The 20,406-nt window shown below is 69.1% G+C and carries 17 protein-coding genes; 5 read left to right on the top strand and 12 right to left on the bottom strand.

What is annotated here, in order from left to right:
* From E1267_RS32925 to E1267_RS32915, 3 genes are all read right to left on the bottom strand, one after another.
* Positions 1–582 (bottom strand): hypothetical protein (locus E1267_RS32925; protein WP_220449789.1); only part of this gene is annotated, 582 nt, incomplete at its 3' end.
* 110 nt (positions 583–692) lie between these two features.
* Positions 693–1,523, bottom strand: a complete 831-nt coding sequence (locus tag E1267_RS32920; protein ID WP_132338364.1) for a class F sortase — start codon at positions 1,521–1,523, stop codon at positions 693–695.
* Complete coding sequence (locus tag E1267_RS32915) at positions 1,520–2,878, bottom strand: hypothetical protein (protein ID WP_132338362.1); 1,359 nt, start codon at positions 2,876–2,878, stop codon at positions 1,520–1,522. The genes E1267_RS32920 and E1267_RS32915 overlap by 4 nt, the downstream gene beginning before the upstream one ends.
* 178 nt (positions 2,879–3,056) lie before the next feature.
* On the opposite strand from E1267_RS32915, the gene E1267_RS32910 reads away from it, so the two are divergent.
* Positions 3,057–4,202, top strand: coding sequence for an acyl-CoA dehydrogenase family protein (locus E1267_RS32910; RefSeq protein WP_132338360.1), 1,146 nt, complete (start codon positions 3,057–3,059; stop codon positions 4,200–4,202).
* Positions 4,203–4,228: 26 nt separating this feature from the next.
* Here the strand turns inward: E1267_RS32910 and E1267_RS32905 are convergent, their stop codons facing one another.
* Positions 4,229–5,587 (bottom strand): type 1 periplasmic-binding domain-containing protein, encoded by a 1,359-nt coding sequence (locus E1267_RS32905; RefSeq protein ID WP_132338358.1) that lies wholly within the window; start codon positions 5,585–5,587, stop codon positions 4,229–4,231.
* A 70-nt stretch (positions 5,588–5,657) separates the two neighbouring features.
* Positions 5,658–7,526: a hypothetical protein gene (locus E1267_RS32900; RefSeq protein WP_132338356.1), complete on the bottom strand. Its 1,869-nt coding sequence runs from the start codon at positions 7,524–7,526 to the stop codon at positions 5,658–5,660.
* Between the two features lie 225 nt (positions 7,527–7,751).
* Here E1267_RS32900 and E1267_RS44830 point away from each other — a divergent pair, with 225 nt between their 5' ends.
* Positions 7,752–7,913, top strand: a complete 162-nt coding sequence (locus E1267_RS44830) for a hypothetical protein (RefSeq protein ID WP_165959931.1) — start codon at positions 7,752–7,754, stop codon at positions 7,911–7,913.
* A gap of 23 nt (positions 7,914–7,936) precedes the next feature.
* Here E1267_RS44830 and E1267_RS32895 read toward each other — a convergent pair whose 3' ends face one another.
* The 4 genes from E1267_RS32895 to E1267_RS32880 form a co-directional block, all read right to left on the bottom strand.
* Positions 7,937–8,464, bottom strand: coding sequence for a DUF6624 domain-containing protein (locus E1267_RS32895; protein WP_220449788.1), 528 nt, complete (start codon positions 8,462–8,464; stop codon positions 7,937–7,939).
* A 153-nt stretch (positions 8,465–8,617) separates the two neighbouring features.
* Positions 8,618–9,385: an alpha/beta fold hydrolase gene (locus tag E1267_RS32890; RefSeq protein WP_132338354.1), complete on the bottom strand. Its 768-nt coding sequence runs from the start codon at positions 9,383–9,385 to the stop codon at positions 8,618–8,620.
* Between the two features lie 16 nt (positions 9,386–9,401).
* Positions 9,402–11,624 (bottom strand): ATP-binding SpoIIE family protein phosphatase, encoded by a 2,223-nt coding sequence (locus tag E1267_RS32885; RefSeq protein WP_132338352.1) that lies wholly within the window; start codon positions 11,622–11,624, stop codon positions 9,402–9,404.
* 123 nt (positions 11,625–11,747) lie between these two features.
* Positions 11,748–12,452: an iron-dependent transcriptional repressor DtxR gene (locus E1267_RS32880; RefSeq protein ID WP_132338350.1), complete on the bottom strand. Its 705-nt coding sequence runs from the start codon at positions 12,450–12,452 to the stop codon at positions 11,748–11,750.
* A gap of 108 nt (positions 12,453–12,560) precedes the next feature.
* Between E1267_RS32880 and E1267_RS32875 the strand changes: the two genes are divergently transcribed.
* A complete protein-coding gene (locus tag E1267_RS32875) occupies positions 12,561–13,172 on the top strand; it encodes a UdgX family uracil-DNA binding protein (protein WP_132338348.1) in 612 nt (203 codons plus the stop codon).
* 90 nt (positions 13,173–13,262) lie between these two features.
* Here the strand turns inward: E1267_RS32875 and E1267_RS32870 are convergent, their stop codons facing one another.
* Together E1267_RS32870 and pdxH are read right to left on the bottom strand one after the other, a co-directional pair.
* A complete protein-coding gene (locus E1267_RS32870) occupies positions 13,263–14,540 on the bottom strand; it encodes an MFS transporter (protein ID WP_246064406.1) in 1,278 nt (425 codons plus the stop codon).
* A gap of 10 nt (positions 14,541–14,550) precedes the next feature.
* The gene (gene pdxH, locus E1267_RS32865; RefSeq protein WP_132338346.1) at positions 14,551–15,204 is read right to left on the bottom strand and encodes a pyridoxamine 5'-phosphate oxidase; all 654 of its coding nucleotides are present in this window, start codon (positions 15,202–15,204) and stop codon (positions 14,551–14,553) included.
* A gap of 177 nt (positions 15,205–15,381) precedes the next feature.
* Here pdxH and E1267_RS32860 point away from each other — a divergent pair, with 177 nt between their 5' ends.
* The gene (locus tag E1267_RS32860) at positions 15,382–16,488 is read left to right on the top strand and encodes a citrate synthase 2 (protein ID WP_132338344.1); all 1,107 of its coding nucleotides are present in this window, start codon (positions 15,382–15,384) and stop codon (positions 16,486–16,488) included.
* A 48-nt stretch (positions 16,489–16,536) separates the two neighbouring features.
* Here the strand turns inward: E1267_RS32860 and E1267_RS32855 are convergent, their stop codons facing one another.
* Positions 16,537–19,203, bottom strand: coding sequence for a type 1 periplasmic-binding domain-containing protein (locus E1267_RS32855; RefSeq protein WP_132338342.1), 2,667 nt, complete (start codon positions 19,201–19,203; stop codon positions 16,537–16,539).
* A gap of 86 nt (positions 19,204–19,289) precedes the next feature.
* Between E1267_RS32855 and serC the strand changes: the two genes are divergently transcribed.
* Positions 19,290–20,399 (top strand): phosphoserine transaminase, encoded by a 1,110-nt coding sequence (serC, locus tag E1267_RS32850; RefSeq protein WP_132338340.1) that lies wholly within the window; start codon positions 19,290–19,292, stop codon positions 20,397–20,399.
* Positions 20,400–20,406: the final 7 nt, after the last annotated feature.

The following is a 20,406-nucleotide window of genomic DNA, read 5'->3' as shown; positions in this document are numbered from 1 at the left end:
GGTCGTGGGGCTGTTGGTGGGGGTACCGGTGGCGGTGCCGACGACCAGGTTCACGGAAGGACCACCGGCGGTGCCCGGCATGCAGGTATATGGCTGGTCTTCGTTAACCGTGACCGAGAAACCCTCACCCTTGAGAGCCACTGTTCCGGTAGCGGTGGGCGTGACGACCATGGTCATCGTCGGGATGGGCAAGGCCGAGTTCGCGGTCATCGTCGGCACGGCGGTTGCACTGACGACCACCTGGCTCGACGGAATTGGCGATCCGCTTGGCCTGATGGTTCCCTGCGCCTCAACGCTGCTGCTCGGAGTGATCTCGGCCGGCGCCGACAGGTAGTTCGACGCCGGCTGTTTGATGTCCCAGGTCACCGTCACCGGCGTGCTGGGCCGGGCCGTCGCGGGCGTCTTCAGCTCCATGGTGAAGGTGACGGCCTGCCCGTTGCACGTGTAGACCACGGGAGCCGGTTGCGCCACCGCGGCCATCACAGGTATCGCTCCGAAGATCCCTGCGCCTAGAACGGCCATAGCGGATGTCTTGAGGGCGAGGCGGCGCCGCGCCTTGGACGTCAGCACTTCCAGCTCCATTTCAGCGCAGTATCAACAGTCGTGCCAGAATTCCAGCCGTTGGTCACGGTTAGGTTGAGATCTTACGAACTGTCCCTGTCAACTTTCCCGTGAACCCGGAAAACAGCCGGTCAGCCCTTCTTCTTCGATAACGTCGCGTACACGATGATGTTGTCCGTGTAGTGGTGGGTTGTCTTGTTGTAGACGCCGCCGCACGTGATGAGCCGGATCTGGGAGTTGGTGGTGTTCCCGTACACCCGCTTGGTCGGGAACGTGTTCTTGCCGGCCTGCTCGATCCCGCTGACCGTGAAGCGGGTGACCTTGCCGTCCGAGCGGTACACGTAGATCTGGTCGCCCTTGGCCAGTTCGCGCAGGCGGTCGAAGACGGCGGGGCCTCGGCGGGTGCTCACGTGGCCGTTGATGATCGAGGGACCGAGCTCGCCTGGGAGGGGCGAGTGGCGGTACCAGCCGGTCAGGCCCGCCTTGCTCAGCGGCGGGGTGCCAAGTTTGCCCTGCTTGTCCAGGGTGACGGACCGGATCGACGCGTTCACCTTGATCTTGGGGATCTTGATGCGGGTGGGTCGTACCTTGGCCGTGCTCTTCTTCCTGGCCTTCGGGATGGCGGGCACGACCGGTGCGGCGGCCAGCGGGGGCGGCGCCTCCAGGCGGGCCGGCGTCAGGGGCACGTCCTTGCCTCCCGGCCCCACCGTGGCCGGGAGCACGAACGCGCCCGCGTTCTCCATCGGCACCTTCGTCGGGACCATCGTCGGCGTCTCATGCGCGGCCGCCGGTGCCGCGAGCGGCCCCGAGCCGTCGTCCACGGGCGGCGCCAGCGACAGGAGCGTCACCATGACGATGCCGACACCGCCGAGCGAGCCCGCGATCAGCAGGCCGGGCAGCGCGCGCTGCATCGGCGTCCTCTGCTCGGTCGTAGGCTGCTCGGTCATCGGCTGCTCGGTCATCGGCCCGGTCCTCCCGCGTGCGCGGCCCTGCGCCTGCGCAGCAGCAGACCGCCGCCGACACTTCCCACCACCAGCACGGCACCGCTGGTCATGAGCCCGAGCGGCGGCCCTTCACCGGCTATCGGTGCCTCACCGCTGTCCACGCCGCCTTTGGGCGTCTTGGGAACCTGGGCGCGGACGTACCGGGTCGCGGTCGGTTTGGAGCTCTTCGGGGTGGACGAACCCGAGCTGGAACCCGTGGGCACCACGGCCACATGATCCCCGCCGATGGAGTCGCCGCCCGGAGGCGTGCTGTCCTCGTCGGTCGGATCCTCGCTCGGGTCGTCACCCGGGTCCTCGTCACCCGGGTCTTCGTCACCCGGGTCGTCCGTGGGCGGGTCCGAAGGGTCGTCCGTCGGTCCGGGCACGGTGACGTCGATGGCTCCCGGGTCACCCTGGAGCTCGCACGTGGCCCGGTCGTGCTCCGGCGGCTCGGCGATGTCGCTGATGGTCACCCGGAACGCGTCGACGTAGGCGTCCTTATCCTCGGCGGTTCTGACCCTAATAGTGTGCAGGCCGTAGTCGAGTTGCGTCGACTCCCAGAGGACTTCCTGGGTTTCTGTGCCGGTCATTTCGTTCCCGCTGCGGTCCTTACCAGGCTCAACCAGAGGGTCAGTGATGGTTTCACCGTCCACGAACACTCTCACGTCGCCTAGCCCGGGCGCGCGCCTACCGATGTAGGCGACCTTCGTGCCGACGAACTGCAACTTGGCGATCTCGCCTCGGGAGCTCGTCTTGTGAACGTCGTGACGGTAATCGTCGAGTGGGTCGTCGGAGTGCTCCGGCGCCCAGCCGGTGCTGTACTGCACGTTCGTCTTGTCGTTGACCATCACCTCGCCCTCGGCGGGCGTGAACCTGACGGTCATGGCGCCGGGCTTGAAACGGACCGTTCCGGAACGCCCGATGGATCCCTGGTCTGACAGGCCTTCGGGCAGTTCCAGAAAGTCACCCGGCACCAACTCGGCTTGCTCCTGGCCGCCTCTCGGCCGTAACTGGCCCACCCAGGCGCCGCTGATGTCCACCGTGCCCTCGATGTCGAGGGAGGAGCCCTCAGGGAAGTACCCGGGTGAGCCGAACCTCTGTAACTGGTTCTTGTACGAGATGCCCCAGCGTACGTTCATCAGCCCGCCGGCCTCGATCTGCGGCGTGATCCTGGCCTCGATGTCGACCCCGGCGCCGGCGATCCCGCCCTCGCAATGGTAGGTGGCCACCAGCGAGGCTTCGGCCTGGCCGGGGATGGAGGAGGTCACGACGAACGCGGTGGAAGCGGCCGCGCCCACCGATGCGGCGATCAACGCCTTGCGCCATCGACTCACGGGAGACTCCGATCAGCCACAAATACGCCGACGGTAGATCCTAGAGTCGAAAACACCCGCCCTACATACCGAATCCACCACATCCGAGCACTTGTGATGAACCCGTGTCCGCGGCTCCCGCCGTACCGGTAAAAGGGGTATACCTCGCAGTAACAGAACCCTATTCCGGAGGCGACCGATGCAGCGAGACCTCTTCGACGAGGAGCACCTCCTCTTCCGCGAGACCGTGCGCGCGTTCATGGCCCGCGAGGTCGTGCCGCACCACGCGCGGTGGGAGCAGGACGGCGTGGTCCCCCGCGAGGTCTGGAAGAAGGCCGGCGAACTCGGCATGTTCGGCTTCTCGGTGCCCGAGGAGTACGGCGGCTCCGGGATCCGCGACTTCCGCTACAACGCGGTGATCGTCGAGGAGCTCATGCGGAACAACGCCACCGGGCTCGGCTTCTCGCTGCACAACGACGTCGTGGCGCCGTACCTGGTGGATCTGACCGACGGCGAGCAGCGGCGGCGGTGGCTGCCCGGGTTCGTGAGCGGCGAGCTGATCACCGCCATCGCGATGAGCGAACCGGGTGCGGGCAGCGACCTGCAGGGCATCAGGACCACGGCCATCCGCGAGGGCGACCACTACGTCGTCAACGGGCAGAAGACGTTCGTCACGAACGGCATCAACGCCGATCTCGTGATCGTGGTGGCCAAGACCGACCCCGAGGCGGGGGCCAGGGGCACCACCCTGGTCGTCGTGGAGCGCGGCATGGAGGGGTTCGAGCGTGGACGCAACCTCGACAAGATCGGCATGAAGGCCCAGGACACCGCCGAGCTCTTCTTCGACAACGTACGCGTGCCCGTCGCCAACCGGCTCGGCCCGAACGACGGCGAGGGCTTCGTGCAGCTCATGAACAACCTGCCGCAGGAACGCCTGTCGATCGCCGTGGCGGCGGTGGCCGCGGCGGAGGGCGTGCTGGAACAGACCATCGAATACTGCAGGACCCGCCAGGCGTTCGGACGCTCCATCGGGTCGTTCCAGAACACCAGGTTCGTCCTCGCGGAGCTGGCCACCGAGACGGAGATCGCCCGCCACTACGTCGACAAGTGCATCCGCGCGCTCAACGCCGGGGAACTCACCGCGGTCGACGCCGCCAAGGCCAAGTGGTGGACCACCGAAGTGCAGACCAAGGTCATCGACCGCTGCCTCCAGCTCCACGGCGGCTACGGCTACATGACGGAATATCCCGTCGCCAGGGCATGGATGGACAGCCGGGTCCAGACCATCTACGGGGGCACCACCGAGATCATGAAGGAGATCATCGGCCGCTCCTTCGGATTCTGACCGCGCGGTCGTCCTGCCACGCCCGGTCACCGATGGGTCGCCGGCTGCGGCGACGCCCACTGGGCGAAGGACGTGTTGCCGTAGGGGTCGAGCCGCAGGATGGGGACCTCCCGCCTGAGCGAATTGCCGTCATGGCCGATCTCGATCCTGCCGCTCGCGCCGTCCACGGAGACCGTGCCGCTGCGCAGCATGGCAGCCACCTCCTCCGGCCCCAGCTCATCCAGGTCCCTGGCATACCGGTCGATCGCCTTGATCGTGAGGTACAGGGCGTCGTGGTGCATGATCGCGTGGCCGTCGTCCAGCGGTTCCGCGCCGAACAGCCGCGCATACCCCTTGGTGTCCTTCGCGCCGAACCTGGCCTTGATCGCGTCGAGCACTCTGCTGTCCGGATCGGACACGTTCGCGCCGTGGGCCAGAGCAGTGCGATACAACCGGATCTTGCCACCGCTGTCCGCCCACCTGGGGTCCTTGACGGGTTTGCTGATCTCGCTGGCGTCGTCGCCGGCGATGACGGTCATCCCCCGTTCCACGCAGGGTCTCGACCGGCTCAGACCCTGGAGCAGCGTGGGAAGGTGCCGTGAACGGGCTGCGTAGAAGACGGTGTTGGCGTCGGAGTCGCAGATCTTGTCCGCGATGTTGCCGATGACCGTCCCCGCCGACTTGACCGACGAGTCGAAGGTCAGCGGCCGGCTGCGATGCTTGGCGACGACGACGCTCGCGAGCGTGTTCTCGAAGGACTCGCTCAGCGACTTGCTGTAGCTGTCACGGGAGTTGGTGTCCGTCACGGTGACGGGCTTGAGCGCCGGCACGGCCCGCTCGGCGAAACGCACAGCGGCCTCGGCCTGGTCGCTGTTGAGGGGGGCCACCCGTACGAGCGCTTCATGGCCTTGCAGCTCATCGGAGGTGATGACGGCGGCCACCATCGCGATCTTGGTCTGGCTCAGCCGGCCGATCACTCGCTTGGTGGCGTCCACGCTGTTGCCCAACCCGATGACGCCCGTGATGCGCTCGCTCTCCACCCGCCGTTCCAGCTCCTCCACGGTGTCCTCCCACTCATCGGACGTGATGCTTCCGACGAGCAGCCGGATGTACGGGGCCGCCGACGGGTCGGCGTTGCGCCACAACTGCGCGAGGTGGGCCCCCTGGAGCGCGTGTCTGATGGAGTCGAGGCCCAGACCCGTCTCGGCGGCGTCGCCCGACATCGGCAGTAAGGCGACGATGGTCGCGTACGCGTCCGGATGGCCGGCCATCACCTTCGCGTTCTCCGCACGGATGCGTTCCATGATGTCCGCCAGGCTCCGGTCGAAGGTGTCGGCGGCGTCGGTGAGCTTGGGCGGTGAGCTGAGCACATTATGCATGCCGGCCGCCATGAGAGCCAGGACCACGACCGCCACCATCCCGATCCGCCTCAGACGGCGACGCCGCGTGTATCGGGTGGAGGGCGGAAACCAGACGTCAGCGACTGTGGTCGTCATAACGTTCGGCCTCCCGCCCGAAGAACGCCGCCCCGGTGCTGGTCTTCAACATGGGCAACTGGAGCCTGATGTTGCTCCTGCGCCTGCCGCGCGGATCGAGCAGTGGGTCGAGGTGGAACCACCTGTCCACCACCAGTGTCCTGATCACCGAGGCCCGGTCCGACGGGCCCGCGTCTGACCGCTTCGCGGCCAACGCGTCGTAGAGCGCGTCCAGGGGCCGGTTCAACGGCAGGCGGTTGGGCGCCGTGGTCACCTGTTCGTACATGCGGACCCACTCCGCGAGACGGGTGTCCTCCTGGTCGCGTACGTCGAGCTCCGTCATCTTCTCCGCCAGGAAGCTCACCACTTCGTCCAGATGCGAGTCGTCCTCGTCCGTCACCCGCGCGAGCCTGTGGTACATGGCGGACACCTCATCGGCCACTTCTGGCCTGCGGTAATAACGCTCCATCGCCTCGTGCACCTGGTCCCAGCGTTGCGGGTCCGCAGCGAGGCGGTGCAACAGCAGCCGCCTGAGCCAGGGATGAAGGACGACGACCTCCTTGCCGTGCCGGGACGCGGGGATTCCTCTGCGGTTCGTCTCGCCTCCGAGGCTGGTGAGCCACAGCCCCGCGGCCAGATCGTGGCGGAGACGCGAGGCCTGGTTCGTACCGTCCGGCAGGGCGTTCTCGGCATCGTCGACGCATCGGGCCGCGGACCACGTCATCAGTTTGTCGCGGTGAGGCGGCAGGTGCGGGAGGCGGTCGAGCGTGCGTGCCCGGTGCAGGATGCCGCGGAAGTCGTCGTCGTCCCTGGCCCCGCTCACCAGGACGGTCAGCTCACGGACCGCACCCGCGTAGCCGCCGGTCAGGGTGGCGATCGCGGGCCCGTAGGTCGTCTCGGCCGGCTCGGCCTCCGGCATGAGCACGGGGTACCAGCGGCTCGGTTCCGCTGCACCGCGTCGTTCGAGCCAGTCGCGGTACGCCGCGGTTCCGAGCGCCGGCGGCCGGCGTTCGCCCCTCGTTCCCGGGCACGTCCATCCGGTGATGCCTCTGTGCCACGTCCTCGATGCGGCCACGACGACGAGAGGATCCGCACGCAGAGATTTTCTGGCGCGCCAGGTTCTCGCATCGACAACGGCCTGCAGAAAGGAGCTTTTGACCGGATGGTCGGCGTCGTCGAGCAGCAGGAGGCAGTTGCGGGGATATATCCGGCCGGCCCACGCCTGGGTGAGATCTTCGAGGAAGGCTTCGACGAGTATTCTCCGCGCGATGGCCTTCTCATGTGCGAGGCCTCGATGGTAATGGCGCATGAGATCGAAGACGTTGCCGTCGACTCTTTCGTCCAGCCACGCCCTGGCATCGCGGTACAGCCGTTCGCCGGCGTTGACACGGCGACCGATCAGACCCGCACCGATGACCAGCATTTTCAGCCACGGGCCGACGTTCGGCAGCAGTCCCGCGAGTTCACCCAGCTGCGCCATATTGTCCGGCGCTTGATCCTTTCCGGGGTCGAGGGTGCGCTCCAGTTCGTCTGCCAGCTGGATGTCCGACAGGTTGGGATCCATGCCCAGGACGACCAGGGTGACGATGGTGTGGGGCATCTTGACCTTGTCGTCCGCTATCAGCCGGTGAGCGAACGTCTGAACCAGCTTCGAGAGATCCGCAGGAGGAGGCAGGTCCGACTGAAGGCGGATCACGGGTGATGGCGGCCTGTGAACACCTTTCGCCATGCGATCAAGCATGACGCTTTTTCCCGTTTCCGGCAGCCCCAGAAGCAGGATAACCGGCATCCCGTCCTGCCCAGAAATGTCCGTCTTGCGCAAACACTCACTCAAGAGCGCATGCCAGCCACAAGCCATAATCTTCGCCATACACCCAAATAAGGAAAAGAAGCGCTCTTATGGAGGAGCGCTTTGGCACGGCAATCTACTCGATGAAAGCGGCAAAGTCATGCCAGCGCAAAAAACGGCCAGAATTGTGTTGACTACATTCGGACCGCTGGCGGCGTCATCCTCGTGAACGCCGCACACCGACCGATCGCGGCCCATCTCGGCCACGACCGCGCGGGAAGCCCGTGCACGCCGCATACTGGACGCATGGACGGCGGCCTGATCCTCCTGGTGTTCCTGGCGCTGCTGGTCGCGTGGGGCCTCAACCGCGTGCGCCGGGCAGTACGCCTGGGCCCGGTCGGCTACACCGGGGTGATGATCGTGTTCATCATCGCCATGCTGCTCGTCTGGGGCCAGACCAAGATCTAGGCGCGTGGCGAAAGCCCGCTCGATCAGACGGGGAGCGGATCAAGCCCGGCTTCTGCCCGCCGCTGATTCACACGGGCGGGATCCTGGCAGGGCCACGGAATGGGGACCCCGTCCTTGACGTCGGCGATCTGGCTGCCGCAGATCTGCTCGCGTCCCTCGTTCACCAGGACCCTGTCGCGGAGCATGGCCAGCATGCCGGGATCGGCCTCCCCCGTCGCCGCCGCCTCCGCCATCAGGCGCAACGCGCGCCGCTGCACGTCCAGCTGCCGATCGGCGTGCTGAGCGATCAGCCACGCCCGGCGCGCCCCTTCCTCGCCGACCAGCGTGACCGTCGGCCAGCCGTACTGGTCCATGATCTCGCTGAGGCGATCGGCGTTCCGGGTGGTCACGCGGCGGTACGCCAGTTGCGCCTCGACGTCGTTCTCCCAGTCGCGGTATGCCTGACCTCCGGCGCTCGCCCCCTGTTGCCGACGTAGGTCCTCGTCGGTCATGGCGACGAGCTCGCCGGCGAGTGCGCTGTCCACATCGGTCCCCTCCCCGTCGCCGCACATGTGGTGATCCTTTCCTGGCTGGTCAGGAGCAGGCTGACGTGCTCCGTCCGTTCGGAGAACAACGGCACACCGTATCAGCACGGGCACGCACTTCCGACCGGCGAGTCTTCCGGCGCCCGGCCGGAGCGGCGCGGTCGGCCGGGCCGGCGCCGCCTAGTCCGCGAGGATGACGCGGGCCACGAGATCGGGATCGTCGCTCATCGGTACGTGGCCGCAGCCCTTCAGCAGCTTGACCCGCTGCCCCGACCAGCGGGCCGCGCGCACCGCCTGGCGGCGCGGCAGGAGCCGGTCGTGCTCGCCCCACGCGATCGAGATGGGCGACTTCGGCGGCGCGGGCGGCATCAGGCCGGCGAACGACTCCAGCGTCTCGTCGAAGCCGCTCGCCCGGCCCAGCGCCTGCGTGGCCGCGGTCAGCGCCGTCGGCGACAACCGCGACGGATGGGCGACCAGCACCCCGGCCGACACGGCCCGGAGCATCGGGTTCTCCGCCGCCCTGACGACCTGCTCCTGCGGCATCGCCCTGGCCGAGGCTCGCAGGGCACGCAGCACCGACTGGCAGTAGACCAGCTCCGAACGCGACCAGAAACCCGCCGGCGACAACGCGGTGGCCGACCGTACGACGCCACGCGAGGCCAGTTCCAGCGCGATGTAGCCGCCGAGCGAGTTGCCCGCCACGTGCGGTTCGCGTACGCCGAGCAGCGCGCAGAACGACTCGACGGCGTCGGCCAGCGACTCGGCGGTGTAGGGGATGCCGTCGGGCAACCCCGGCGACGCGCCGAAACCCGGAAGGTCGAGCGCGATCACCGTGCGTGCGGCGGCCAGTCGGTCGAGCACCGGCGACCATGCCTGCCAGTGGTGACCGATGCCGTGGATGAGGATCAGCGGCGCGCCGACGCCCCGTCGTTCGAAGGCCAGCTCCATCCGCCCAGTGAATCACTCACCTGCTGCGCGTGGGAATCTCGAACCAGACGGCTTTGCCTTCCCTGGTAGGTCGCGATCCCCAGCGTCTGGCCAGCTGGTCGACCAGGTAGAGGCCACGCCCGCCCTCGTCGTTCTCGCCCGCGCTGCGGATGCGGGGCAGCCGCAGGTCCTGGTCGAACACCTCGACCCAGACCGACTCCTCGCCCCTGCGCAGCCGCAGCGTGAACTCCTTGTCGCCGACCACCTCGTCGTCGAGGCCCGGGACGTCCCACGACTCCTCGAACGGCAGCGGCGGGCCCTCCACGACCAGCTCCCTGCGGGGCACGCTGGAGGTGGCGGCGTGCAGGACGACGTTGGTCACCACCTCGGAGACGAGCAGACAGGCCAGCTCAGCGCGCTCCTCCGGCACATTCCAGCCCGCGAACGCCTCCGACGCCATGCGCCGGGCCTCGCCCACCATGATGGGCTGGGCGGGGAACGTGCGCTCCTCGACGTCGAGATCGACGTCGCTGGAGCGGACCACGAGGATCGCCATGTCGTCGTCGATCTCGCCGGGCACCGCGACCGTGGCGACGTCGGCGATGCGCTCGACCTCGGCCCCGGACATCTTGGTCAGTGCCTCGCAGAGCACCCCGAGCGTCTCTTCCTCACTCGGCGGACGTCCGTCGCGGCCGGGACGGCGGTCGACGAGGCCGTCGGTGTAGAGCAGCAGCGCCGCGCCCGGCGGGAGGGTGCGGGTCTCCTCCTTGTAGACCAGGTCGGCGTGCAGGCCCTTGGCGCGCACCCCGAGCGGCTGACCGACCTCCTCGATGTCCAGCTCGACGCACTGGCCGTCGACGAGCAGCAGCGGCGGCGCGTGGCCGGCGTTGGCGAAGGACAGTTGGCGCGACCAGGCGTCGTAGACGAGGTATTGGCAGGTCACGATGGGTGGGATGCTGATGTCGGCGCCGCTGTCGTCCTGCTCGGGCGTGGCGATGATGCGCGTCCACTCGTCGAGCCTGGCCAGGATGTCGGCGGGCGACTTGTCGTCCTGAGCGAACGCCCTCAGCGCGGCCCTGAGCTGCCCCATGACGGCCGCCGCCTTGGCGCCCCTGCCCTCGACGTCGCCGATGACGATGCCGACGCGGCCGGCCGACAGCGGGATCACGTCGTACCAGTCGCCGCCCACCTGCGTCTGGATGCCCTGCCCGTGGGAGGCGAGCGGGGCGGCAGGGTAGTAGCGCACCGCGATCTGCAGGCCGTCGAGCTGCGGAAGCGCCCTCGGCAGCAGGTGTTTCTGGAACGACTCGGCGGTGTGGCGCTCCTCCTCGAACAGCAGCGCGTTGTCGATCGCGAGGGCGACCCGGGTGGCGATGGCGCCCACGAAGTCACGGTCGAAGGCGTCGTAGTGAGGGCTGCGCCGGTCGGTGAGGTTGGACAGGCCGAGGTACATCAGCCCCAGCGTCTCGCCCCGCACCAGCAGGGGGGCGGCGATGGCCGAGGTCATGCCGATCTCGCCGCACAACCGCGCGCTGCTCTCGGTGGGGGCGGGGAAACTGCTGTTGGAGAAGTCCTCGACCAGGATGGTCTCCTGGCGGCGCAGCGCGGTGTCGGCGTAGTGGCCGGAGGGATAGCGGATCTCCGCGCCCACCGGCTTCCATGTGCCCGACGGGGGCGACCACCCCTGTACGTGCTGAGAGACCCTGCGGACGAGCCGGTCGCCCTCCGTCAACTCGATGAAGCAGTGGTCGGCGAACTGCGGGACCAGCATCTCGGCCACGCGCTTGAGCGTCTCTTCGACGTAGAGGGAGCCGGCCAGCCGCTCACCGATGCGTTCGAGCAGCCCGAACCGGTCCTTCTCGCGCTCGTTGCTGCGCAGCGCCTCGCGGGCGAGGATGACGATGCCCGTGACCGAGCCCGACTCGTGGCGCAACGGCACCGCCTGGGCGCGAACGTAGACGATCGTGCCGTCGCCGCGCCGGACGTCGAACGTGCCCTCCCACACGCCGCCCTTGAGCACGTGCTTGGCCAGGTCGATGGCGAGCGGGTGGTCCTTCTCCATGATCCCGAGGGACAGGACGGACGTGTCACGCGCCGACGTCGTGACCGTGTGGCCGAAAAGCTTCTCGGCGAACGGGTTCCAGTAGAGCAGGTTGCTGAAACGGTCGGTGACCACCACCGCCATCTCAGCCTGGTCGAGCACGGATCCGGCGCCAAGGTGATCAGCCGTTTCCTGTGACAGATCCCCCCATCGCTTCATCCGGCGACCACTCCTCGGGGTGGCGTGTCTGCAAAGCGGACCACGGGCGCTCCTGCAACAGTCTTGGCCAAGGGAGAGTGGAGGGCCTCCCAGGAGGAATTCAACCAAGCAGCCGCGCGCGCGTCAGCGCTTGGAGACAAAAACGTGCGCGGCGACATCACGCGGAAGCTCCGCGGGAGTGTCGTCACTGTCACCGTCACCTGTCACCCGCACACCATCGTCGCTCGCCGCGAGCGTCACCTCGCGTCCGGGTTGTATCCCAACTTGCTTGAGTTTAAGCATCACAGCGGGATCGCTTTGCACTTGTTCGCTAATTCGGCGGATGACGACGGGCGTCTCCCTGGCCCCCGCGACGTCGCACATCGTGGTCAGCGCGCTGTCGCCGGACTCGTCCGCCTCGCTGACGCCCAGCTCGGCCAGCCCGGGGATGGGGTTGCCGTGCGGGCAGACCGTGGGGTTGCCGAGCAGCGTCACCAGGCGCGACTCCACCGACTCCGACATGACGTGCTCCCAGCGGCACGCCTCGATGTGCACCTCTTCCCACGGGAGCCCGATCACCTGGGTGAGCAGGCACTCGGCCAGGCGGTGCTTGCGCATCACCCGGGTGGCCAGCGTGCGCCCCAGCTCGGTCATGGCGAGATGCCGGTCGCCCTCGACGCGAACGAGCCCGTCACGCTCCATGCGCGCGACGGTCTGGCTCACGGTGGGGCCGCTCTGCTGGAGGCGCTCCGCGATGCGGGCTCGGAGCGGGACGATGCCCTCCTCCTCGAGCTCGTAAATCGTGCGGAGATACATCTCCGTGGTGTCGATCAGGCCGTGTGCGGTCAAGGCAGTCCTCCCAACTGAATGCTACGCCGGTCGTGGCGGGGACTGAGCCCGTCCGCAGCGGGCACAGGAGTCACGTCAAGCCTATTGGGAGAACGACCGACGATGGTTATGGACGGCAACAACGGAGCGGCCCGGTTCCTTCCCGACCGGCTGCAGCTCGACGACCTGCGCGAGGCGGCGGCCCACTGCGAGGGCTGCGGCCTGTATCGGAACGCCACCCGGACGGTGTTCGGCGAGGGGCCGAAGCGGGCGGCGTTCATGCTGGTCGGCGAGCAGCCCGGCGACCAGGAGGACCGGCAGGGGCACCCGTTCATCGGGCCGGCCGGCCGCGTGCTCGACCGAGGGCTGCGCGAGGCCGGGATCGCGCGGGAGTCCGTATATCTCACGAACGCCGTCAAACATTTCTCCTTCACGCCGAGAGGGAAACGGCGGATCCATCAGAAGCCGACGGCCGCCGAGATCGACGCGTGCCGTCCGTGGCTCGACGCCGAACTGGCCGTGGTACGGCCCAAGGTGGTCGTGGTGCTCGGCGCGACGGCGGCCAGGGCGCTGCTCGGGCGGGAGTTCCGGGTGACCCGGCAGCGCGGCGAACCGGTTCCGCTCGGGGACGCGCTCGCGGTGGCCACCGTGCATCCGTCGGCGGTGCTGCGCGCACCCGACAGGGACGACGCGTACGAGGGGTTCCTGTCGGATCTGCGGACCGCGGCCGACGCAGCCTGACCGGTCCGGCCTCAGGACCGGAACCGCAGGGACCGGGACCTCAGGACCGGAGCCGTGGCCGAGGACGGCGTTCGGGCGGCGGCCGGGTGGTCAACCGGTTTCCGGCGCCGGCCGGTCGGGGGCCTGGGTCGGCTGGTGGGCGCGGAAGTTCCTGAAGCCCGCCACCGACAGCCCCACGACCAGCACCGTCACCATGCAGGCGATCCCGCCGCCCACCCAGGCGCCGCTCAGCCCGAACGCCGTCGCGGTGGCGCCGGCCCGCAGGTCGCCGAGGCGTGGGCCGCCCGCCACCACCACCATGAACGCGCCCTGCAGCCGCCCCCGCATCTCGTCGGGCGCGTACAGCTGCAGGATGGACTGCCGCCACACCGACGAGACGACGTCCGCCACGCCGCCGACGGCCATGAACGTGACCACGAGCCACAGCTCGTGCGCCAGCCCGGCGGCGGCGACGGCGAGCCCCCACACGGCGATGACGACGACGAGCGCCACCCCCTGCCGCGAGACCCGGCCCACCCAGCCGGAGAACAGCGCGCCCGCGACGGCGCCGATGGCCATGGCGGAGGTCATCCAGCCGAGCGCGATCATGGAGCCGCCGAACCGGTCGGCGGAGAGTTCGGGGAAGAGCGCCCGCGGCATGGCGAACACCATCGCGATGATGTCGACGACGAACGACATCAGCAGCACCGGGCTCCTGGCGATGAAGCTGAGGCCCGCGAGGACGGCCCTCGCACCCGGACGACTCACTTCGCCCAGCGGAGGCAGTGAGGGCAGTCTGAGCGCCGCGTAGAGGCTCCCGGTGAACAGCAGGGCGTCCACCGCGTACGCCGCGGCGAACCCTCCCGAGGCCAGCATCACCGCGCCGACCATCGGCCCGGCCACCGCGCCGATGCTGTACACCAGCGAGTTGAGCGCGTTGGCCGCGGGCACCAGCTCCCGTTCGAGGATCCGGGGGATGATCGCTCCCCTGGTCGGCCCGGTGATCGCGAACCCCGTGGCGTTGAGCGCGACCGCGCCGAAGACGAGCCAGATGTTGCGCAGGTCGAGCAGCGCCTGCACGAGGATGAGCAGGGTCGCGGCCCAGGCGACGACCGAGCCGGCGATGAGCAGCTTGCGCCGGTCGACGGCGTCGGCCACCGCCCCGCCCCACAGTCCGAAGACGATCAGCGGCACGAGGTTGGCCATGCCGAGCAGCCCCACCCAGAACGAGGACTGGGTCAGCTCCCACACCTGCTGGCCGACGGCCACGACGGTGGCGCCGACGCCGATGTGCGAGATGGCCTGGCCGACCCAGAGCCGCCGGTAGGCCTGCACGCCCAGCGGCCTGGTGTCCACCACATGACGCTTGACCAGCTCCCCGAATGCCACTTAGAAGACCTTAAGGGGCCAATCTCTCCAGAACCCAGCCGGGTCGCGTGCGCCGGTAGCGGAGCCGGTCGTGCATCCGGTCGAGTTGGCCCTGCCAGAACTCCACCTCCACCGGGGCGACCCGGAAACCTCCCCAGAAGTCGGGCACCGGCGGATCCTCCGGCCAGCGCGCCGCCAGTTCCTCGTAGCGGGCGTCCAGCTCCTCCCTGGAGCGCACGACCGCCGACTGCCGCGAGGCCCAGGCGCCGATGCGCGAGCCGTACGGGCGGGAGCGGAAGTATTCGGCCGACTCCTCCTGGGGGATCCTGGTCACGGTGCCCTCGATCCGCACCTGGCGGCGGATGGGATGCCAGGGGAACAGCAGGGACGCGCGGGCGTTCTCGGCCAGGTCGCGGCCCTTGCGGGACTCGTAGTTGGTGTAGAAGACGAATCCGCGTTCGTCGTAGCCCTTCAGCAGGACCGTCCTGGCGCTGGGCCGGCCGCCCGCGGAGGCGGTGGCCAGGATCATCGCGTTGGGCTCGGGCAGGCCGGCGTCGAGCGCGTCCTGGAACCAGGTGGTGAACTGTGCGATCGGATCGGGCGCGACGTCGGACTCGAGCAGCGGCTCGCCTTCGTACGTGCGGCGTAGCCCCGCCAGCACGGGCGGGCGCGGGGTGGCATCCACAAGACGGTATTCTTGCGCGCTTCTTGTGGAGGATCCCCTACGACCCTCCCACCAGCAGGTTTGGCCTTACGGCGGGTCCCGGGACCGACCGTGAGCTGGGAGGGGGTTAAATTGACCCGCCGGTATCTCGACATCAAGGCATTGCCGTGACATGGCAAGAAAGGGAGGCGGCCGAGCATGTCCGACTTCAAACCCGGCCTCGAAGGCGTCGTGGCTTTCGAGACCGAGATCGCGGAACCGGACAAAGAAGGGGGCGCCCTTCGCTACAGGGGCGTCGACATCGAGGACCTGGTTGGCCGTGTCCCGTTCGGGCACGTCTGGGGCCTGCTGGTCGACAACAAGTTCCAGCCGGGCCTGCCGCCGGCGGAGCCCTATCCCATCCCCGTCCACTCGGGTGACATCCGCGTGGACGTGCAGAGCGCGCTGGCCATGCTGGCTCCCGCCTATGGCTTCAAGCCGCTGCTCGACGTGAGCGACCAGGAGGCACGCGACCAGCTCGCCCGCGCCTCCGTGATGGCGCTGTCATTCGTCGCGCAGTCCGCGCGCGGCCTGGGCCTGCCGATGGTTCCGGAGAGCCGGGTCGACGAGGCCAAGACCATCGTCGAGCGTTTCATGATCCGCTGGCGCGGTGAGCCTGATCCCAAGCACGTCAAGGCCATCGACGCCTACTGGACCTCGGCCGCGGAGCACGGCATGAACGCGTCCACGTTCACCGCCCGCGTCATCGCCTCCACCGGCGCCGACGTGGCCGCCGCGCTCTCCGGCGCGGTCGGCGCCATGTCGGGCCCGCTGCACGGCGGCGCCCCGGCCCGGGTGCTCCACATGATCGAGGGCGTCGAGCAGCTCGGCGACGCCAGGAAGTACGTCCAGAGCGAGCTCGACAAGGGTAACCGGCTCATGGGCTTCGGCCACCGCGTCTACCGCGCCGAGGACCCGCGCGCCCGCGTGCTGCGGCGCACCGCCCAGGAACTGGACGCCCCCCGCTACGAGGTCGCCGCGGCGCTGGAGCAGGCCGCGCTCGACGAGTTGCACGCGCGCAAGCCCGACCGGGTGCTCGCCACCAACGTCGAATACTGGGCTGCCGTCGTGCTCGACTTCGCCGAGGTGCCCTCCCACATGTTCACCTCGATGTTCACCTGCGCCCGCACGGCCGGCTGGGCCGCGCACATCCTGGAGCAGAAGCGGACGGGCAGGCTCGTCCGCCCGAGCGCCACCTACACGGGGCCCTCGTCGCGCCCACTGAGCGACGTCCCGGGCGCCGACGAGGTGACCGGCAACTACTGACCATGGTCCGTTCGGCTGCCGCGCCGATCGCGGCAGCCGTTCGTCAGGTCACTTGTTCGGCAGGTCCGTGCACAGAGGGTCCTTGGACGGCGGTTCGTTCGTGTCCAGCCGGCCGCAGCGCTTCACAAGGCGGGTGTAGCCCCATTCCGATCTCTCCACCTTCATGATCGCTATGGCCTTGTCGATGGGCGTGTGCCGCTCCGTGAGGTCGAAGCTCACGACCCCGCCCGATCCGGCCCAGGCGGCGTTCCCCGACGTCCTGGCCAGCCGGTAGAGGATGTCGCCCCGGCTCGGCAGCTGCACGTCCCCCTCCCCTCCCGCCATGCCGGCCGCCTGGTAGGCGGCGTTGGCGGCCCGGTAGACCACGTCGGCGGCGTCGTAGGTGAGGATGAGGTTGTCGTCGGAGGCCGTCGGGTGCCCCTTGTCCTGCAGCTTGCTGACGAACGAGGTGGCCGACGAGCGCGGCCACAACGCCCTGTGCGCCAGCGCCAGGTAGTAGACCTCGGCCTGTTTCGTGTTCGCGATCTCGTCGCCGTGGTCGGTCACCACCTTGACGACGTCGTCGCCCGCGATCACCTTCACCGCGCCGCAGGCGTTGCCCTCGACCGCCGTCAGGAAGGCCCGGAACTCGGACGCCCGCCCCGCGTAGACGAGGACGTCGGGTGCGAGCGCGCACGCCTTGCCCGCCGCCGAGGAGATGCCGCCCTGCTGGACCGTGTACGAGATCCGCTGCACGTCGGCTTTCTCCTCCGTCAGGGCCGCCTCGAAGTCGTCCGCCAGGTTCAGGGTGTACACGTCGCCCTGCGAGCGGTCCTCGACGATGACCGCCGTTGGGTTGCTCACGCCCTTGAGGAGGGTCCTCCGGGCGAACCGGGCGCCGAATGCCGCCTGGCGGACGTTGGTCGGCCCCACCTGGAAGTAGTAGGGGGAGGGCTCCCCGGGCTGGCCGGGCAGCCCGGGGTTGCTGATGTAGCCGAACTGGTCGGCCGTCGCCGTGCTCGACACCATCGGGATCTTCGCCAGGTGCAGCTCCCTGATCGCCTCGCCGATGCCCGCCACGCTGCGCGGCAGGCCCACCACCCCCATCACGCGCTTGTCCTGCTCGGCCATGTCGATGATGAGCCGGGCCGCCCTGCGCCCATGGTCGAAGTTGTCGCCCGCGTTCGCGATCAGCACGTGTAACCGGGGGGTGCTGGTGACCGTACGCTGGTATTCCTCGACCGCGGCGAGCTCGGAGACCGCGGCGGCGAGCCGGGTGTCGTCCTCCGCCGTCTTCTTGATCGAGAACTCCCCGAACAGGACCAGGCTGATGTACCTGCCGGAGCCGATCGCGTAGGCGTTGTTCCGGTCGATCCTCTTGACCAGCTCCTTCACGTCGCCCTCGAACAGGGTCTCGGGGGTGCTCCTTTCCGCGTTGACGACGCCGACGCATTCGTCCTCGACCCGCTCGACCCAGGGCAGTCCGCCGCAGTGCTCGTTCCTGTCGAGCTGGATCGCGTACACGAGCGAGAGCGGGACGATCACCAGCAGCGCCATCACCGTCCAGTAGGCCATGGCCCGCCTGCGGCGCGGCGGCGACGGGTCGTCCTGCGGCTGCGCGGGAACGGCCGTCGCCTCGACGGTCAGCCGCAGCTCGGGAACGCCCAGCCGGGCCATGTTGCGCCACTGCGCGACCGCCTCCTCCAGGTCGCGCAGCGGCTTCGGCGCCGCCTGCGCCGGCGGCACGCCGTGGGGCACGGCCGCCAGCACGAGCATCGGGGCGAACAGGCCGGTCTTCTTGGTGATCTCCTCCATCAGCCGCAGGAACCGCGCGTTGACGCCGTCGGGGTCGGTGATCTGCAGGACCAGCAGGCAGTACTGGCCCCTGCCCCAGCTCGGCCACGGAACGATCCACTTCTTGTACGCCTCGTGCAGGTCCTGCATCAGGGCGTGGACCAGCAGTTCCTCGATGGCGTCGTCCGGCGCGGCCGCCAGGCGCAGCGCGTATTGCGGCAGCCGCTCGAACCGCCGTCTCGCCAGGGTCGGCTCGCTGCTGAACCAGCCGGTGAACAGCGAACCCCTGATCGACATCGTGCCCTGCGCCAGTGTGCCGCCCAGGGCCACCAGGAGGCCGAGCAGCCAGGGGATGACCCCCACGAGGTCGGCGGCGCCGCCGGCCCACCAGACGGCCAGCGTGCCCACCGGCACCCAGGTCGTGGCGGCACGCGCCAGGAAGTCGGCCGACGTCTTGACGTCGTCGCCGCCACCGCCTGCCATGCCGCGCCGCCAGTCCTTCAGCCGCTTCTTGTACAGCTGGTAGTCGGTGTGCGAGTGCGGGTCGGGCACGCGGCCCTCGGGCCTGGCCCGCGCCCACAACACGAACTGCGCGAGCGGGAAACGCGGCGGCGGCAGCAGCGACCCGCCCACCGGCTTGCCCAGCCGGCCGCGGTCGGTCTCGGCCTTGCCGGTGTGGTCCTCGTCGCCCGCCAGCGAGCTCACCAGGTCGAGGACCGACTCGTGCGCGCCGTCCATGACGCGGGCGTAGGGCACGGCCGTCTCGAACGGCTCGGCCAGCCGGTCGACCGCCGCCACCGCCTGCTCGCCGGTCACGAGCACGGTCGGCAGGGGCGGGTCGGCCCGCAGGAGGGTACGCCGGCGGATCAAGCGTTCGATGACACTGCGCAGATCGGCCATCTGGGCGCTCCTCCAGCCGGTGCCGTCCTCGTGCTCTGTCAACGATCGATCAATGAAAGGGGTTCATCATGTCTCATAGGCCGGGCCCCGGTCCAGGGCATTCCGCGGTGCTCGATAGGCTCGACTACGTGGCTGACATCGTGATTCCCGCTGACATCAAGCCCGCCGACGGCCGTTTCGGCTGCGGGCCTTCGAAGGTTCGCACCGAGCAGCTGGCCGCGCTCGCCGCCTCAGGCGCGGGCCTCATGGGCACCTCGCACCGCCAGAAGCCGGTGAAGGGCCTCGTCGGCCGCGTGCGCTCCGGGCTCGCCGACCTGTTCTCGCTGCCCGAGGGCTACCAGGTCGTGCTCGGCAACGGCGGCACCACCGCGTTCTGGGACATCGCCGCCTTCGGGCTGGTCCGCGACCGGTCGCAGCACCTGTCGTTCGGCGAGTTCTCCTCGAAGTTCGCCGCCGTCACGAAGAAGGCGCCCTGGCTGAGCGAGCCGAGCGTCATCACCTCCGAGGTCGGCACCCACCCCGCCGCGGTCGCCGAGGACGGCGTGGACGCCTACGCCCTCACCCACAACGAGACCTCGACCGGCGTCGCGATGCCGATCGAGCGGGTGGGCTCCGGTGACGCGCTGGTGCTGGTCGACGCCACCTCCGGCGCCGGCGGTCTGCCCGTCGACCTCGCCGAGACCGACGTCTACTACTTCGCGCCGCAGAAGAGCTTCGCCTCCGACGGCGGCCTGTGGATCGCGATCATGTCTCCGCGCGCCCTGGCAAGGGTCGAGGAGATCGCCGCTTCCGGCCGCTACGTGCCGGAGTTCTTCAGCCTGCCGGTCGCGATCGACAACTCCGCGAAGGACCAGACCTACAACACCCCGGCCGTGGCCACGCTGTTCCTGCTGGCGGAGCAGCTCGACTGGATGAACGCCGGCGGCGGCCTGGCCTGGACGACCGCCCGCACGGCCGAGTCCAGCTCGCGCCTCTACACGTGGGCGGAGAAGTCGCCCTACGCCTCGCCGTTCGCCGCCCCGGAGTTCCGCTCACAGGTGGTCGGCACGATCGACTTCTCCGACGACGTCGACGCCGCCGCCGTGGCCAAGGTGCTGCGCGCCAACGGCATCGTCGACACCGAGCCCTACCGCAAGCTCGGCCGCAACCAGCTGCGCATCGCGATGTTCCCGGCCATCGACCCGGCCGACATCGAGGCGCTGACGGTCTGCGTCGACCACGTCGTCGAGCGCCTCTAGCCCACAC

It is taken from the genome of Nonomuraea longispora, from assembly GCF_004348345.1.
Classification (GTDB): Bacteria; Actinomycetota; Actinomycetes; order Streptosporangiales; family Streptosporangiaceae; genus Nonomuraea; species Nonomuraea longispora.
The sequence above is the reverse complement of the archived record's forward strand: the minus strand, read 5'-3'. Positions and strand labels throughout refer to the sequence as shown.